General features: G+C 75.1%; 14 protein-coding genes. 7 read left to right on the forward strand and 7 right to left on the reverse strand.

Annotated features, from left to right (window positions below; translation table 11 throughout):
• Nucleotides 1-86: 86 nt before the first annotated feature.
• A complete protein-coding gene (locus DT057_RS02160; RefSeq protein ID WP_162501292.1) occupies nt 87-1,094 on the reverse strand; it encodes a TRAP transporter substrate-binding protein in 1,008 nt (335 codons plus the stop codon).
• Nucleotides 1,095-1,183: 89 nt separating this feature from the next.
• Between DT057_RS02160 and DT057_RS02165 the strand changes: the two genes are divergently transcribed.
• Nucleotides 1,184-1,864 (forward strand): GntR family transcriptional regulator, encoded by a 681-nt coding sequence (locus DT057_RS02165; protein WP_128560484.1) that lies wholly within the window; start codon nt 1,184-1,186, stop codon nt 1,862-1,864.
• A gap of 6 nt (nt 1,865-1,870) precedes the next feature.
• Here the strand turns inward: DT057_RS02165 and DT057_RS02170 are convergent, their stop codons facing one another.
• From DT057_RS02170 to DT057_RS02190, 5 genes are all read right to left on the reverse strand, one after another.
• The gene (locus tag DT057_RS02170) at nt 1,871-3,157 is read right to left on the reverse strand and encodes an amidohydrolase family protein (protein WP_128560485.1); all 1,287 of its coding nucleotides are present in this window, start codon (nt 3,155-3,157) and stop codon (nt 1,871-1,873) included.
• 8 nt (nt 3,158-3,165) lie between these two features.
• On the reverse strand, nt 3,166-4,107 hold the full coding sequence (locus DT057_RS02175) for an ABC transporter permease (RefSeq protein ID WP_128560486.1): 942 nt from the start codon (nt 4,105-4,107) through the stop codon (nt 3,166-3,168).
• Entirely contained in the window at nt 4,104-5,174 is a 1,071-nt protein-coding gene (locus DT057_RS02180; RefSeq protein WP_128560487.1) for an ABC transporter permease, read from the reverse strand. Before DT057_RS02180 ends, DT057_RS02175 begins: the two co-directional genes overlap by 4 nt.
• A gap of 306 nt (nt 5,175-5,480) precedes the next feature.
• The gene (locus DT057_RS02185; protein ID WP_128560488.1) at nt 5,481-7,043 is read right to left on the reverse strand and encodes an ABC transporter ATP-binding protein; all 1,563 of its coding nucleotides are present in this window, start codon (nt 7,041-7,043) and stop codon (nt 5,481-5,483) included.
• A 14-nt stretch (nt 7,044-7,057) separates the two neighbouring features.
• Nucleotides 7,058-8,071 carry a BMP family protein gene (locus DT057_RS02190; protein WP_128560489.1) on the reverse strand — a complete coding sequence of 338 codons (1,014 nt, stop codon included), beginning with the start codon at nt 8,069-8,071 and terminating at the stop codon, nt 7,058-7,060.
• 226 nt (nt 8,072-8,297) lie between these two features.
• On the opposite strand from DT057_RS02190, the gene maiA reads away from it, so the two are divergent.
• Both maiA and speB read left to right on the forward strand, forming a co-directional pair.
• On the forward strand, nt 8,298-8,933 hold the full coding sequence (gene maiA, locus DT057_RS02195) for a maleylacetoacetate isomerase (protein ID WP_128560490.1): 636 nt from the start codon (nt 8,298-8,300) through the stop codon (nt 8,931-8,933).
• A 251-nt stretch (nt 8,934-9,184) separates the two neighbouring features.
• Nucleotides 9,185-10,225, forward strand: coding sequence for an agmatinase (gene speB, locus DT057_RS02200; RefSeq protein WP_128560491.1), 1,041 nt, complete (start codon nt 9,185-9,187; stop codon nt 10,223-10,225).
• Nucleotides 10,226-10,330: 105 nt separating this feature from the next.
• Here the strand turns inward: speB and DT057_RS02205 are convergent, their stop codons facing one another.
• The gene (locus tag DT057_RS02205; protein WP_128560492.1) at nt 10,331-11,269 is read right to left on the reverse strand and encodes an SMP-30/gluconolactonase/LRE family protein; all 939 of its coding nucleotides are present in this window, start codon (nt 11,267-11,269) and stop codon (nt 10,331-10,333) included.
• 256 nt (nt 11,270-11,525) lie between these two features.
• Between DT057_RS02205 and DT057_RS02210 the strand changes: the two genes are divergently transcribed.
• From DT057_RS02210 to DT057_RS02225, 4 genes are all read left to right on the forward strand, one after another.
• On the forward strand, nt 11,526-12,347 hold the full coding sequence (locus DT057_RS02210) for an NAD-dependent epimerase/dehydratase family protein (protein ID WP_128560493.1): 822 nt from the start codon (nt 11,526-11,528) through the stop codon (nt 12,345-12,347).
• Nucleotides 12,348-12,506: 159 nt separating this feature from the next.
• Nucleotides 12,507-13,355, forward strand: a complete 849-nt coding sequence (locus tag DT057_RS02215; RefSeq protein WP_128560494.1) for a transporter substrate-binding domain-containing protein — start codon at nt 12,507-12,509, stop codon at nt 13,353-13,355.
• Between the two features lie 28 nt (nt 13,356-13,383).
• On the forward strand, nt 13,384-14,046 hold the full coding sequence (locus DT057_RS02220; protein WP_128560495.1) for an amino acid ABC transporter permease: 663 nt from the start codon (nt 13,384-13,386) through the stop codon (nt 14,044-14,046).
• Between the two features lie 9 nt (nt 14,047-14,055).
• Nucleotides 14,056-14,853, forward strand: coding sequence for an amino acid ABC transporter ATP-binding protein (locus DT057_RS02225; RefSeq protein ID WP_128560496.1), 798 nt, complete (start codon nt 14,056-14,058; stop codon nt 14,851-14,853).
• Nucleotides 14,854-15,009: the final 156 nt, after the last annotated feature.

A 15,009-nucleotide genomic window follows, 5' to 3' on the forward strand; every position in this document is an offset into this window, starting at 1 on the left:
CGATGGACGCAGGGGCCCGCGCCGGGGCGGGTCGGCGCGCCCCGGCGCCGCGCCCCGGCCGGGCGGCGGGGTCGCGGGCCCGGCGCTCAGGCCTGGGTGATGGCCGAGAGGATCGGCTTCGTCGCCGGGTAGCTCCTGGCGAACTCGTCCCAGAGCGGGGTCACCAGGGCCCGGAAGGCGGCGCGGTCGCACTCGTGCACGGTGACGCCGTTGCCCTTGAGGGTGGCGAGGGCCTTCGCCTCGATGGTGGCCGCCTGGCTGCGCTGGAACTGGGTCGCCTCCGCGGCGGCGGCCAGGAAGGCGTCGCGGTGCTCGGCCGGGACCTTGTTGAAGGCCCGGTTGCCGATGACGATGGTCTGCGGGTTGCAGATGTGCTGGGTCAGCGAGATGTGCCGGGCGACCTCGTAGGCCTTGAGGGCGAGGATCGTCGGCGCGTCGTGCTCCATGCCGTCGATCACGCCGGTCTGGAGGGCGGTGTAGACCTCGCCGAGGGACATCGGCGTGGGCGAGGCGCCCATGGCCTTCAGGGTGGCGACGAAGTTCGCCACCGGCAGGACCCGGATCTTCTTGCCCCGCAGGGCCGCCGGGGTGGCGGCGGGCTCGCGCGCCGTGACGTTGCGGCCCCCCAGGCTGTAGCCCCAGCTCAGCACCTTGACGCCGATCCGGTCGGAGAAGAGCCGGCTGAGCTGCTCGCCCGCGGGACCGTCGAGCACGCGGCCGGCGCTGTCCATGGTGGGGAACAGGTAGCCGAGGTCGAGGACGCCGATCTCGGGCGCCAGCGTCGACCAGATCGAGGATCCCGAGATCATCATGTCGACGACGCCGAGCTTCACCGAGCCGACGACGTCCGATTCCTTGCCGAGCTGGTTGTCGGGGAAGTAGCGCACCTGCACGGCGTCGCCGGCCTTGGCCTTCAGGCTCGCGGTGAAGCGGTCGTACCAGAGCCAGTGCGCCGAGTTCGGGTCGGCCGGCAGCGAGGAGGAGAGCCGCAGGCTCACGGGGGCGGCCGCCGCCCCGCGCGGGCGCGAGAGCGCGCCGGCCGCGAGGCCGAGGCCGAGGGTGACGGCGCGGCGGGTCGGGCGGGAATGCGTCACGGGGGTTCCTCCACCTTCGGCGCCCTTCTGGCGGGGCAGCGAACTTGTATGGTAGTGTATGCATAATCCGGGCGCGCTGTGAAGGACGAATGATGCTGGAGGTGGCGAAGGCGCCGGTGGGCTCGGCGGCGGAGCGGGTGGAGGCGGCCCTGCGCCGCTCGATCATCGCGCTCGAGGTGGCGCCGGGGGCGCGCCTGTCCGAGCAGGAGATCGCGGCCCGGCACGGCGTCTCGCGCCAGCCGGTGCGCGAGGCCTTCATCGGCCTCTCGCGCACCCGCCTCGTGGAGGTGCTGCCCCAGCGCGGGACCGTGGTCGTCAAGATCTCGGTGGCGCGGCTGATGCAGGCGCGCTTCGTCCGGGAGGCGATCGAGACCGCGGTGGCGCGCCGGGCGTGCGAGGGCTTCGACGCGGCGATCCGGCGCCGGATCGACGCGGTGCTGGAGGTCCAGGCCCGCACGGCCGCCGGCGGCGACCATGCCGGCTTCCAGCGCGCCGACGCGCTGTTCCACGCGGCCCTCGCGGAGGGCGCCGGCTGCCCCCTCGCCTGGGAGGCGGTGCAGGACGTGAAGGCCCATCTCGACCGGGCCTGCCAGCTCACCCTGCCGGACGCCGCCGCCATGCGGCCGCTCGTGGACCAGCACCGGGCGATCCTGGCGGCCATTGATGCCCGGGACGCGGACGCGGCGGCGGCGGCGATGCGCCACCACCTGACCGAGATCCTGCGGGCGCTGCCGCGGATCGAGGCGGAGCACCCGGACCTGTTCGGGTGAGGCGCCTCACCCGGGCGCGTAGGCGGCCGGGTCGACCGCGCCGGGCCGCCCCTCGAGGTCGAGCGCCGCCCGGCGCGGCGGCGTGCGGGCGATGATCCGCCCGCGGCGCACCACCGCGAGCCGGGTGGCGCGCAGGCGGATCGCCTCGATGGGGTCGCGGGCCTGGAGCAGCACGAGGTCGCCGTGGGCGCCGGTGTGCAGCCCGTAATCGGCGAGCCCCATCACGGCGGCGGCGTCCGTGGTCACGGCCTCGAAGCAGGCCCGCATGGCGTCCCGGCCCGTCATCTGGGCGACGTGCAGGCCCATATGGGCGACGTCGAGCATGTCGGCGTGGCCCAGGCTGTACCAGGGGTCCATGCAGCAATCCTGCCCGAAGGCGACCGTCAGCCCCTGCTCGCGCAGCTCGGGCACCCGGGTGAGGCCGCGCCGCTTCGGGTAGGTGTCGTGGCGGCCCTGGATCACGATGTTGATGAGGGGGTTGGCCACCACGTGGAGCGCCGCCTCCGCCATCAGGGCCATGAGCTTCGAGACGTAGTAGGTGTCCATCGAGTGCATCGAGGTCAGGTGCGAGCCCGCCACCCGGCCGGACAGCCCGAGGCGCCGGGTCTCGGCCGCCAGGGTCTCGACGTGGCGCGAGAGCGGGTCGTCGCTCTCGTCGCAGTGCATGTCGACCCGCAGGCCGCGCGCGGCGGCGATCTCGCACAGCGCCCGCACGGAGGCGGCGCCGTCCGCCATGGTGCGCTCGAAATGCGGGATGCCGCCCACCACCTCGACGCCGCGGTCGAGGGCGCGCACGAGGTTCTGCGCGGCGGTGGGGGAGCGCAGGTAGCCGTCCTGCGGGAAGGCGACGAGCTGGAGGTCGAGGTAGGGCGCGACCCGGCGCTTGACCTCGAGGAGCGCGTCGACGGCGAGCAGCCGGTCGTCGCAGACGTCGACGTGGCTGCGCACGGCGAGCAGCCCCTGCGCCACCGCGAGGTCGCAGTAGCGCAGGGCGCGCTCCACCACCGCCTCGTGGGTGAGCAGGGGCTTGAGCTCGCCCCAGAGCGCGATGCCCTCGAGCAGCGTGCCCGACCGGTTGAGCCGGGGCTGCCCGAGGGAGAGCGTCGCGTCCATGTGGAAGTGGCAATCGACGAAGGGGGGCGCCACGAGCAGGCCGCCGGCGTCGATCTCCTGCCGCCCGGCCGCCGGGATCGCCGGCGCGATGGCGGCGATGCGGCCGCCCGCGACGGCGATGTCCTGGCCGGTGCGGCCGTCCGGCAGGGTGGCGTTCCGGACGAGGAGGTCGATGTCCATGGCTGTCCTCAGCGCTCGCCGCGGATGAACGGGACCATCAGGGCCTTGGGCGCCCGGGCGTTGCGGGCGCCCGCCAGGAGGGCCGCGATGGAGAGGAGGTAGGGCAGCATCAGGAAGACCTGGCCCGGCACGGCGCCGCCCGCGACCTGCTGGAGCCGGACCTGGAAGGCGTCGAAGGCCCCGAACAGCACGGCGCCGAGCAGCGCCTTGCCGGGCCGCCAGCCGGCGAAGACCGTGAGCGCGATGCAGATCCAGCCCCGGCCCGCCACCATCTCGAAGAAGAAGGCGTTGAAGGCCGAGAGCGTCAGGAAGGCGCCCCCGAGCGCCATCAGGGCGGAGCCCGCCACGACGGCGCCGGCGCGCAGGCGGTGGACGTCGATGCCCTGCGCCTCGACGGCGGCCGGGTTCTCGCCCACCGCCCGCAGGGCGAGGCCGAGCGGGGTGCGGGCGAGGAACAGCGCGAGGCCGGCGATCGCCCCGAGGGCGAGGAGCGTGAGCGCGGTCTGCCGGAACAGGACTGGGCCCAGGACCGGCAGGTCGGAGAGGAGCGGCAGGGCCAGGGGGGCGAAGGGCACGATCCGGGGCGGCGTCTCGGCGCCCGGCAGGGCGAGGCGGTAGCCGAAATAGGCCGCGCTGGTGGCAAGGAGCGTCACCGCGAGCCCGCTCACGTGCTGCGACAGGCCGAGCGTCACGGTGAGGCCCGCGAGCAGGAGCCCGAGCAGCGCCCCCGTGAGGGCGGCCGCGAGCACGCCCCCCCACAGCCCCGCCCCGAGATGGACCGCGAGCCAGCCCGTCATGGCGCCCGCCGTCATGATGCCCTCGATGCCGAGGTTGAGGACGCCCGCCCGCTCGCACAGGACCGCGCCCGCGACCCCGAAGATCAGCGGCGTGGCGATCCGCAGGGCCGCGGTCCAGAACGGCAGGGTGAGCAGGATGTCGAGGACGCTCATCGGGCGGCCGGCCCGGGCGCGAGGCGCACGTGGTAGCGGGTGAGCAATCCGGCCACCAGGACGGCGATCAGCGCCATGGCGACGATCAGGTTGGCGATGTAGCTCGACACCCCGATGGCCCGGCTCATCGAGTCGGCGCCCACGAACACCGCGGCGACGAACAGCGCCGCCGCGACGGTGCCGAGGGGCGAGAGCCCGGCCAGCATCGCCACCACGATGCCGGCGTAGCCGTAGCCGGGCGAGAGGTCCGCGGCGAGGAAGCCCTTCACGCCCGCGACCTCGCCGGCGCCGGCGAGGCCCGCGAGCGCCCCCGAGAGGGCGCCGACGCCGACGAGCGTGCCGGCGACGGGCAGCCCGGCGAAGCGCGCCGCCGGGCTCGACGCGCCGACCGCCCGGATCGCGAAGCCCGCCACCGTGCGGGCGAGGAGGAGGTGGGTCAGGAGGGCGGCGGCGAGCGCCACCAGCAGCCCGGCGTGGAGCCGCGTCCGCTCCACGAGCTTCGGCAGCAGGGCGGCGTCGGCCAGGGGCTCGGATTGCGGCCAGCCGAGGCTCATCGGATCCTTCATCGGGCCCTCGATCATCATCTGCACCAGGAGCAGGACCACGAAGTTGAGGAGCAGCGTGGTCACGACCTCGTCGGCCCCGAGCAGGACCCGGGCCAGGGTCGGCCCCAGCATCAGGGCGGCCCCCGCGAGGGCGCCCGCGAGCAGGACCAGGGGCACGAGGAGGGCGGGGGGCGCCGCGACGGCGCCCGCGCCGACCGCCACGGCCGCGAGCGCCCCGGCGTAGAGCTGCCCCTCCGCCCCGATGTTGTAGAGCCGGGCCCGGAACGCCACGGCGGCGGCGAGGCCCGTGAGGATCAGGGGCGTCGCGCGGGTCACCACCTCGGTCAGGGCGAAGCGCGAGCCGAGCGCGCCCTGCGCCATGCTGGCGTAGGCCCGCAGCACCGGCGCGCCGGCGAGCGCCAGGGGCAGCGCCGCCAGGGCCAGGGCCACGAGGGCCGCCGCGACCGGCACCGCGAGGCGGAGGAGGGCAGGGGTCTCGGTGCGGGGCTGGAGGCGGATCACGGCGGGGCTCCGGTCGGAAGCGCGAGCATACACGGACGCGGCGCCGCGCGGGGAGGCCCGAGGCGGGCGTGGCGTCGCCGCGCATGACGGGGCCCTGCGCGGATTCTGATCGCGTTTCCCGGACTGCGTGCACTCCGGTGCCGGTCGCGCTCCTCTGCCGGCGACGGGCAGAAGCCGTCGGTTCCGGCCCGGGCGAGGAGGAGCGCCGGCGTCGGGACTGGTCCGGGCAAGGGTCGGGGCGGCCGTGACCCCGTCAGGGCCGAGATCACGCCGGCGGGCCGCGCCCGTGCGGGCCGCCGCGGCGCGTCAGGCGCTCGTCTCGAGCGAGGCCGCCGGATCCTGGCCGGCCATCATCAGCCCGAGCCGCGTCAGGTCGAGGCTCTCGGCCGGCAGCGCCGGGGAGAGGCGGGAATGCACCATGACGGCGATGCGGTCGCAGAGGGCGAAGAGCTCGTCGAGGTCCTCCGAGATCAGGACCGTGGCGGCGCCGCGCGCCCGGGCGGCGAGGAGGCGGGCGTGGATCTCCGCGACGGCGCCGACGTCGAGGCCCCGGGTCGGCTGCGCGGCGAGGATCAGGGCGGGCTCGCCGTCGAGGGCGCGGGCGAGGATCGCCTTCTGCATGTTGCCGCCGGAGAGGAGCCGGATCGGCGCGTCGGGGCCGGGCGCGCGGATCCCGTAGGCCGCGATGGCCTCCCGCGCCCGCGCCGCGATGGCATCGAGCCGCAGCAGGCCGGCGCGCTGGAAGCGGGTGCGGATGCCCTCGATGGCGATGTTCTCGGCCACCGACATCGCCGGGACCGCGCCCTCGTGGTGGCGGTCCTCCGGGATGCGGCCGACGCCGCCGCGCACGAAGCTGCCGGGGTCGAAGCGCGTCAGGGCCCGGCCGTGCAGGTGAAGGCTGCCGGCGGACGGGCGCGCGAGCCCGCAGAGGAGCCGGGCCAGGGCCGCCTGCCCGTTGCCGGCGACGCCCGCGATCCCGACGATCTCGCCGGCCCGCACCGTCAGGGAGGCCCCCTCCAGGCGGTTGCGGGCGCCCTCGCCCGCCACCGTGACGGCCGCGAGCGCCAGCACCTCGGGGCCGGGCGCCCGGGGCGTGCGCCGGGAGGGCTGGACCGCGCGCCCGACCATCAGGGCGGCGAGGGCGGCCCGGTCGGCGCCCGCGGTCGGGCGCTCGGCCACCTTGCGGCCGGCGCGCAGGACCGCGACCCGGTCGCTGCCGGCGACCACCTCGCCGAGCTTGTGCGAGATGAACGCCACCGCGAGGCCGCGCCCGGCCAGGTTCCGCAGGATCGCGAACAGCCCCTCGCTCTCGGCCGGCGTCAGCACGGCCGTCGGCTCGTCGAGGATCAGCACCCGCACGTCCCGGTAGAGGGCCTTGAGGATCTCGACCCGCTGGCGCTCGCCGACCCCGAGGCGCCCGGTCGGCACGTCGAGGTCGACGGCGAGGCCCGAATCCCGCATCAGGCCGTCGAGGCGGCGGCGGGCCTGCGCCAGCCGGCGGCGGGGGCGCCACAGCGGCTCGGTGCCGAGCGTCACGTTGTCGAGGCCGCTCAGGGCGTCCGCCAGGGCGAAGTGCTGGTGCACCATGCCGATGCCGGCGCGCAGCGCGGCGCGGGGCCGGCCCGGCGGCAGGGGGGCGAGCCGCCCGTCGGCGCCCGCCACCCGCACGCTGCCGGCATCGGCCGTGTAGTGGCCGAACAGGATGTTCATCAGGGTGGTCTTGCCGGCGCCGTTCTCGCCCAGCAGCGCCAGGATCTCGCCCCGCCTCAGGTCGAGGTCGATGGCGTCGTTGGCCAGCACCCCGCCGAAGCGCTTGGTGATGCCGCGCAGCTCGAGGACGACGGGGGCGTGGGGCGCCGCGCCGGGCACGCGCGCGCCGGAAATCAGGCCGTCGACTTCGGCTCGGCATCGTTCACGGCGACCGGGAAGGCCCCGCTGCGGATCTCCGCCTCCCGGGCCAGCACCATGTCGATCACCGCCTGGGGCACGAGCCGGGGGTCGAGGGGCGCCAGCGAGCAGCCGCCCTTGTCCATGTGGCTCCAGGGCCCGTAATTCTCCGCCGCGAAGGAGCCGTCGATCACCTTGCCGACCGCCCGGTCGATGGTCGGCTGCATGTTCCAGAGCGCCGAGGCGATGACGGTGCCGGGATACTGCGCGGCCGTGTCGATGACGTTGCCGATCGCCTTGACGCCGCGCTCCTTGGCGGCGTCGGAGACGCCGAAGCGCTCGGCGTAGAGCACGTCGGCCCGGCGCTCGATCATCGCGAAGGCGGTCTCCTTCGCCTTGGGCGGGTCGTACCAGGAGTTGATGAACGAGACCAGGAATCTGACGTCCGGGTTGACCGACTTCGCGCCGGCCATGAAGGCCTGCATCAGGCGGTTCACCTCGGGGATCGCGTAGCCGCCGACCATGCCGATGAGGTTGGTCCGGGTCTCCTTGCCGGCCACGATGCCGGTGAGGTACGAGGCGTCCTGGATGTAGTTGTCGAAGACCGAGAAGTTGGGCGCGGCCTGCGGGAAGGACGAGCCCATCAGGAAGGCCGTCGCCTTGTAGTCGCCCGCGATCTTGCGGGCCGGCCGCTCGAGCCCGAAGGCCTCGCCGACGATCAGGTCCTTCCTGCCCTCGGCGTACTCGCGGATCACCCGCTCGGCATCCGTGTTGGCGACGTTCTCCGAGTACACGTAGGTGACGTCGCCGCGGGCCTCCGCCGCCTTGAGGGCGAGGTGGATGCGGCTGATCCACTGCTGCTCGATCGGCACCGAGGCCACCAGGGCGACCGCGACGGGCCTCGCCTTGGCGGCGCGCGCCGGTCCGCCGAGGGCGGCCCCGAGCAGCGCCGCGCCGCCGCCGGCGAGAATGGCCCGGCGGCTGGCCGACCCCGCGTATCCGTCCCGCATCGTCCCGTGCTCCCCGATCGCCGCCCGCCTCAGGCGAGCACGGCGTGAGGCGGGGCGCAAGCCGATTCGATGGGCAGCCCACCGCGCACGCCATTCGCGCAAGCCACCGTGCGGGCGGGCCTTCGTGCCCGCCCGCGGGTCGCCGAACCGGCGCCCGGCGCCTTGATTTCGCGCCCCGTTCCCGTGATGCGGTCGGGGACGAGGCGCCCCCGGGGGAGAGAGACCGATGCGGCTACACGGCTATTTTCGCAGCAGCGCCGCCTGGCGGGTGCGCATCGCCCTGAACCTGAAGGGGATCGGGGTCGAGCACGTGCCCCACCACCTGCGCCGCGGCGAGCAGCGGGCGCCGGACTACGTGGCGCTGAACCCGCAGGGGCTGGTGCCGACGCTCCAGTTCGCCGACGGGACGGCGCTGACGCAGTCCCTCGCCATCCTCGAGTGGCTGGACGAGACGCATCCCGAGCCGCCGCTCCTGCCCGGGGACCCCTTGCGCCGGGCGCGGGTGCGGGCCTTCGCCCTGGCGGTGGCCTGCGACACGCACCCGGTGCAGAACCTGAAGGTGCTGGCGCGCCTGCGCGGGCTCGGGCTCGAGGAGGCCGCCGTCGTCGAGTGGGCGGCCTGGGTCAACCGGGAGGGCCTCGGCGCCTGCGAGGCGATGGCGGCGGCGGAGCCGGGCCCGTTCTGCTTCGGGGCGGCGCCGGGCCTCGCCGACCTCTGCCTCGTGCCCCAGCTCGGCAACGCCCGCCGCTTCGGGGTCGACGTCGCGCGGTACCCGCGCCTGCTCGCCGCCGAGGCGGCGGCGCTCGCGCTCCCGGCCTTCGCCGACGCGGTGCCGGCCCGCCAGCCCGACGCGGAGCCGTGAGGCCCGGGGCCCGCCGGGGGGCGCCGGGCTGGGCGCCCGGGGCCCGCCGGGTGCCCGCCCGGGCGGCAGCCGCTGCCCGCACGACGCGCTTGCCACGATGCGCCGATCGTCGTTCAGTGCGCCCCGGCAGCGCGACCTGAGGGCACGCCGGGCGCGCGCGGCGCGAGGGCCGGCCGCCAGAGTGTCGCGCCGGTCCGCGCGGCACCGCTCACGGGCGCCGCCGCGGACGTCTCCCGGGAGCGTCCCCGCCCATGGACCACGCCAAGCTCGAAGCCCTCCGGGCCCGCTACCTCGGGGCGACCGGGGGCGACATCGACGACCCCGACTTCGCCCGGGCGGCGGCCCAGCAGTTCAGCGAGAGCGACCGGCGCAAGTGGCCCTTCGCCGACCCGGCGACGTTCCTCGGCCTGCCGTTCCGGCCCGAGGCCGCGACGCTCCCGGATTTCGGCGGGCTCGACGTGGCGCTGATCGGGGTGCCGATGGACCTCGGCGTCACCAACCGGGCCGGCGCCCGGCTCGGGCCCCGCGCCGTGCGGTCCGTCGAGCGCATCGGCCCCTACGAGCACGTCCTGCGCATGACCCCGGCGGCGGAGTGCCGGGCCGCGGATATCGGCGACGTGCCGTTCCGCAGCCGCTTCTCGCTCGAGAGCTGCCACGAGGACATCGAGGCCTTCTTCGCCGGGGTGGTCGGGGCCGGCGTGGTCCCGCTCGCGGTCGGGGGCGACCACTCGATCAGCCGGGCGATCCTGCGGGCGGTCGGGGCCGAGCGCCCGGTCGGCATGATCCACATCGACGCCCATTGCGACACGGGCGGCATCTACGAGGGCTCGAAGTTCCACCACGGCGGGCCGTTCCGGCAGGCCGTGCTCGACGGCGTGCTCGACCCCGCGCGCACGATCCAGATCGGCATCCGGGGCGGGGCCGAGTACCTGTGGGAGTTCTCCACGGTCTCGGGCATGACCGTGATCCACGCCGAGGAGGTGCCGGGGCTGGGCCTGCCCGCCGTGATCGCCCGGGCCCGGGAGGTCGCCGGGGAGGGGCCGGTCTACGTCTCCTTCGACGTCGACAGCCTCGATCCGGGCTTCGCCCCCGGCACCGGCACGCCCGAGATGGGCGGCCTCACGCCCCGGGAGGTGCTCGCGCTGCTGCGGGGCCTCGCCGGCCTGCCCGTGGTCGGCGGCGACGTCGTCGAGGTGGCGCCGCAATACGACGCCACCAGCAACACCGCGCAGTGTGGCGCGCAGGTGCTGTTCGAGCTCCTCTGCCTCGTGGTCGCGGGACGGCGGCCCTGAGCCTGGGCGGCGCCTGGTCGCGGCGCCCTCGGGGGGGGCCGCGAGCAGGTCCGCGCCGTGGCGCGCGCCCCCGCGCCGGGCCGGCGTTCCCGTCGGCGGGCCGACCTAGCCGCCGGCGCATCCCTGGGTGTCGACGTAGAGCGCGTAGAGGGACTGGCTCGCCGCCATGAACAGGCGGTTGCGGTGGCGGCCGCCGAAGCAGAGGTTGGCGCAACGCTCCGGCAGGCGGATGCGCCCGATCAGGCGCCCCCCGGGGTCGAAGACCATGACCCCGTCGAGGGCATCCTCGCCCATGCCCCAGCCGCACCAGAGGTTGCCGTCGACATCGCAGCGGAATCCGTCCGGCGTGCCCGGGCCGGCGTCGACGTGGACGCGCCGGCCGGTCAGCCGGCGGCCGTCGGCGACGTCGAAGGCCAGGATGCGCCGGTTCGGCGTCGCCCGGGACTCGACGAGGTAGAGGATGCGCTCGTCGGGCGAGAAGCAGAGGCCGTTCGGCCCGGCGAGATCGGTCGCGACCGCCTCGAGCGCCCCCGTCTCGCCGTCGATCCGGTAGACGTTCTGGGGCAGTTCGGGCTCGGCCCGCTCGCCCTCGTAGTGGCCGAGGATGCCGAAGGGCGGATCGGTGAACCAGACCGCGCCGTCGGAGGCCACCACCACGTCGTTCGGCGAGTTCAGGCGCTTGCCCTCGTGGCGGTCGGCCAGCACCGTGACGGCGCCGTCGTACTCCGTGCGGGTGACCCGGCGCCCGCCGTGCTCGCAGGTGACGAGCCGGCCCTGCCGGTCGCGGGTGTTGCCGTTGGCGAAGTTCGACGGCCGGCGGAAGACCCCGACCGCCCCGCTCTCCTCGTCGAGGCGCAGGATGCGGTTGTTGGGGATGTCGCTCCACAGGAGGTAGCGGCCGTCGCCGAACCAGACCGGGCCCTCGCACCAGCGGAAGCCGGTGGCGAGGCGCTCGACGCCGGCGCTGAACACGCGGTAGCGCGCGAAGGCGGGGTCCAGGATCTCGATGGCGGGGTCGGGATACCGCTGCGTCGGTGTCCACACGGGTCGCGTCCTCCTGCTGGCAGCCCTCTCGGCCGGCTCCGGGGAGCCGGCGCCGACCCTACCCCATCGGCGGGCCCGTCCGCGACCGCCCCGCGGCCCGCCCGGCCGCCGGCCGCCCGGCCGCCGGATCCCGCGGGATCTCCGCGCCTCGACGCGGGCACCCGCGCCTCGACGCGGGCACCCGCGCCTCGACGCGGGCACCCGCGAGCGCCCATGATGGGCGCGTCCATCGCGCAGGCCGGGGGAGGATGCCGCCATGATCAGGATCGCGCTGTCGGGTGCAGGAGGCCAGATCGGGACCGTGCTGCGGCCGCGGCTGCTGGCGGCGGGCCACAGCCTGCGCTCGGGCGGCGGACCGTCCCGCCTGGAGCCCCTGTCGGACGCCGAGGCGGTGACGACGGGCGACCTGCGCGACCCGGACGCCGTCGACCGCCTGCTCGCGGGCACCGAGGTCCTGGTCCACATGGCGGGCACCAGCGTCGAGCGGCCCCTGCCGGAGGTGATCGAGAACAACCTCGTGGCCCTGCACCAGGTCTACGAGGGCGCCCGGCGCCACCGGCTGCGGCGCGTGGTGTTCGCCAGCTCCAACCACGCCTTCGGCATGCACCCGGTCACCGAGCGCCTCACGGCCGACGCGCCGTTCCGGCCGGACGGCGTCTACGGCCTGAGCAAGGCCTGGGGCGAGGGGATGGGGCGGATGTACTGGGACCGGCACGGCATCGAGGGAGTGGCGCTGCGCATCGGCAGCGCCCTGCCGCGGCCGACGGAGTTCCGCCACCTCTCGACCTGGCTCGGCCACGACGACCTCGCCCGGCTCGTCCTGTGCAGCGTCACCGCGCCGGTGCCCGGCTACCTCGCGGTCTGGGGCGTGTCGGACAACCCGCGCAGCTACTGGGACAACGCCGCCGCCGCGGCGATCGGCTACCGGCCCGCCCAGTCCGCCGAGGACTACGCCGCCGAGATCCTCGCCCGCGAGAACCCCCTCGACCCGGTCGCCCGCACGCTCCAGGGCGGCGGCTTCGCCACGATGGACTACACGCCCCAGGAGGCGCGGCCGGGGCGCGGGTCCGGGGAGTGACGGGCCGGCGGGCCGGATCGGCGCCGCGCGGGGAGGCGGCCCGATCCGGTCCACCGGCCCCGGCCCCGCGGGACTGCCGCCCTGCCCGCGAAGTCGCGTGAGCGTTGGCCCGCCGAATGCTACGCTTCCCCCGAGACGTCCGACCCGGAGTGAGGATCCATGATTTCGCGCAGATCGCTGGCAGGCCTGATCGGGGCCGGCACCCTCGCGGCCGCAGGCCTCGGGAGCCTCGCCGCCCCGGCCCTCGCCGAGGACGCGCCCGAGAGCACCTTCGAGCGCATCCGGCGCACGAAGAAGCTGCGCACCGGGGCGGTGGCGGGCGGGGCGCCCTACTACCACAAGGACCTTGCCAGCGGGCAGTGGCGCGGCTTCTACGTCGACATGGCCAAGGCGCTCGCCGCCGAGATGGAGGCGGAGCTGGAGCTCACCGAGACCACCTGGGGCAACTCGGTCCTCGACCTGCAGGCCAACAAGATCGACCTGTTCTTCGGCCTCAACCCGACCCCGAAGCGGGCGCTCGTGGTCGATTTCTCGGTGCCGGTCTTCAACAACGCCTTCACGATCGTCGCCAGGAAGGACTTCAAGGCCCGGTCCTGGGCCGAGCTGAACAGCCCGGAGGTGAAGATCGCGGTCGACGTCGGCTCCTCGCACGACCAGGTCGTGAGCCGGCTCTGCCCCAAGGCGCAGGTCGTGCGCTTCAAGGCCGCGGACGAGGCCACCATCGCGCTCCAGACCGGCCGGGTCGACGCCCAGTGCCTGATCCTGATGCTCGCCCTCACGGTCCTGAAGAAGAACCCCGCCCTCGGCCAGCTCGTGGTGCCGAGCCCGGTCTTCTCCACCACCTCGAATGCCGGCTTCCGGCGCGAGCGCGACAAGACGCTGCGCGACTTCGTCAACACCTGGATCGACTACAACAAGGGCCTGGGCTTCATCCGCCAGACCATCGTGTCGAACATGGAGCTCGTCGGCGTCACCGAGGCCGACATGCCGGCCGGCCTGTCGCTGTGAGCGGGGCGCGGCGGGGCGGGGCGGCCTGATGTACGCCTGGGATTTCGGCGCCCTCTGGGCCTATCGCTGGCTGTTCGTCCAGGGGCTCGGCGTCACCGTGGCGTTCACGGCGGCGATCGTGGCGATCGGGCTCGCCGCCGGGCTCCTGGCGGGCCTCGCCAAGCTGTCGCGCCTCGCACCGCTGCGCTGGGGCGCCGGCGCCTACATCGAGGTCTTCCGGTGCACGCCGCTCCTCGTTCAGCTCGTCTGGTTCTACTACGCCCTGCCGATCCTGGCGGGGATCGAGATCTCGGCCGTGACGGCCTCGGTCCTGGCGCTGTCGCTCTACGGCGGCTCGTTCTACGCCGAGATCATCCGGGGCGGCATCGTGTCGATCGACCCGGGCCAGGCCGAGGCCGGGGCGGCCCTCGGCATGACGCCGGGCCAGAGCATGCGGCGGGTGATCCTGCCGCAGGCCCTCAAGCGCATGGTGCCGCCGCTGATGAACCAGTCGATCATCCAGTTCAAGAACACCTCGCTGGTCTCGGTGCTGGCGGTGCCGGACCTGCTCTACCAGGGGCAGGTCGCGGCCCACGACAGCTACCGGCCCCTCGAGATCTACACCCTGGTGGCGGTCCTGTACTTCGCGGCGCTGTTCCCGCTGACCTGGGTGGTGCGCCGGGGCGAGAAGCGCCTCGCCACGAGCGATTGAGGAGGCCGGATGGAGACCGAGGCCGGCACGGCCCCGAAGATCGAGATCGCGTCCCTGCGCAAGCAGTTCGGCGCGCAGGTCGTGCTCAAGGACGTGTCGCTGCGCGTCGAGCCCGGGGGCGTCGTGGCGCTGATCGGGCCGTCGGGCTCGGGCAAGTCGACGCTCCTGCGCTGCATCAACCTCCTGGTGGTGCCGGATGCCGGCACCGTGCGGGTCGGGGCCGACCGCTTCGCCTTCGGGGCGGGCGCGCGCCTGCCCGGCACCCGGGCGCTCGCGCGCTTCCGGGCCAACACCGGCATGGTGTTCCAGCACTTCAACCTCTTCCCGCACCGCACGGCCCTCGCCAACGTGATGGAGGGGCCGCTCACGGTCCGGCGCATGCGGCGGCCCGACGCGGAGGCGCTGGCGCGGGCGCTCCTCGCCAAGGTCGGCCTCGCCGACAAGGCCGACCAGTACCCGAGCCGGCTCTCGGGCGGGCAGAAGCAGCGCGTCGCCATCGCCCGGGCCCTCGCCATGGAGCCGGAGGTGATGCTGTTCGACGAGGCCACCTCCGCCCTCGACCCGGAGCTCGTCGGCGAGGTGCTGGCGGTGATGCGCGCCCTCGCGGCGGACGGCATGACCATGGTGATCGTCACGCACGAGATCGCCTTCGCCCGCGAGGTGGCGGACCGGGCCGTGTTCCTGCGCGACGGCGTGGTGGTGGAGGAGGGGGCGGCCCGCGCCCTCATCGACGCCCCGCGGGAGCCCGAGACCCGGGCCTTCCTGAGCCACTTCCACCGGCGCGACGGCGCCGGAGCGCCCCGGTGACGGCGCCGGCCCGCGTCGCCCTGGTGACGGGCGCCGGCAGCGGCATCGGCCGCGCCGCCGCCCTGGCGCTCGCCGGCCCGGACCGGGGCCTCGTCCTGCACACCGGCCGCAACGCCTCCGGCCTCGCCGCGGTGGCCGAGGCGGCGGCGGCCCGGG

This window comes from Methylobacterium crusticola (assembly GCF_003574465.1).
GTDB classification, from domain to species: domain Bacteria; phylum Pseudomonadota; class Alphaproteobacteria; order Rhizobiales; family Beijerinckiaceae; genus Methylobacterium; species Methylobacterium crusticola.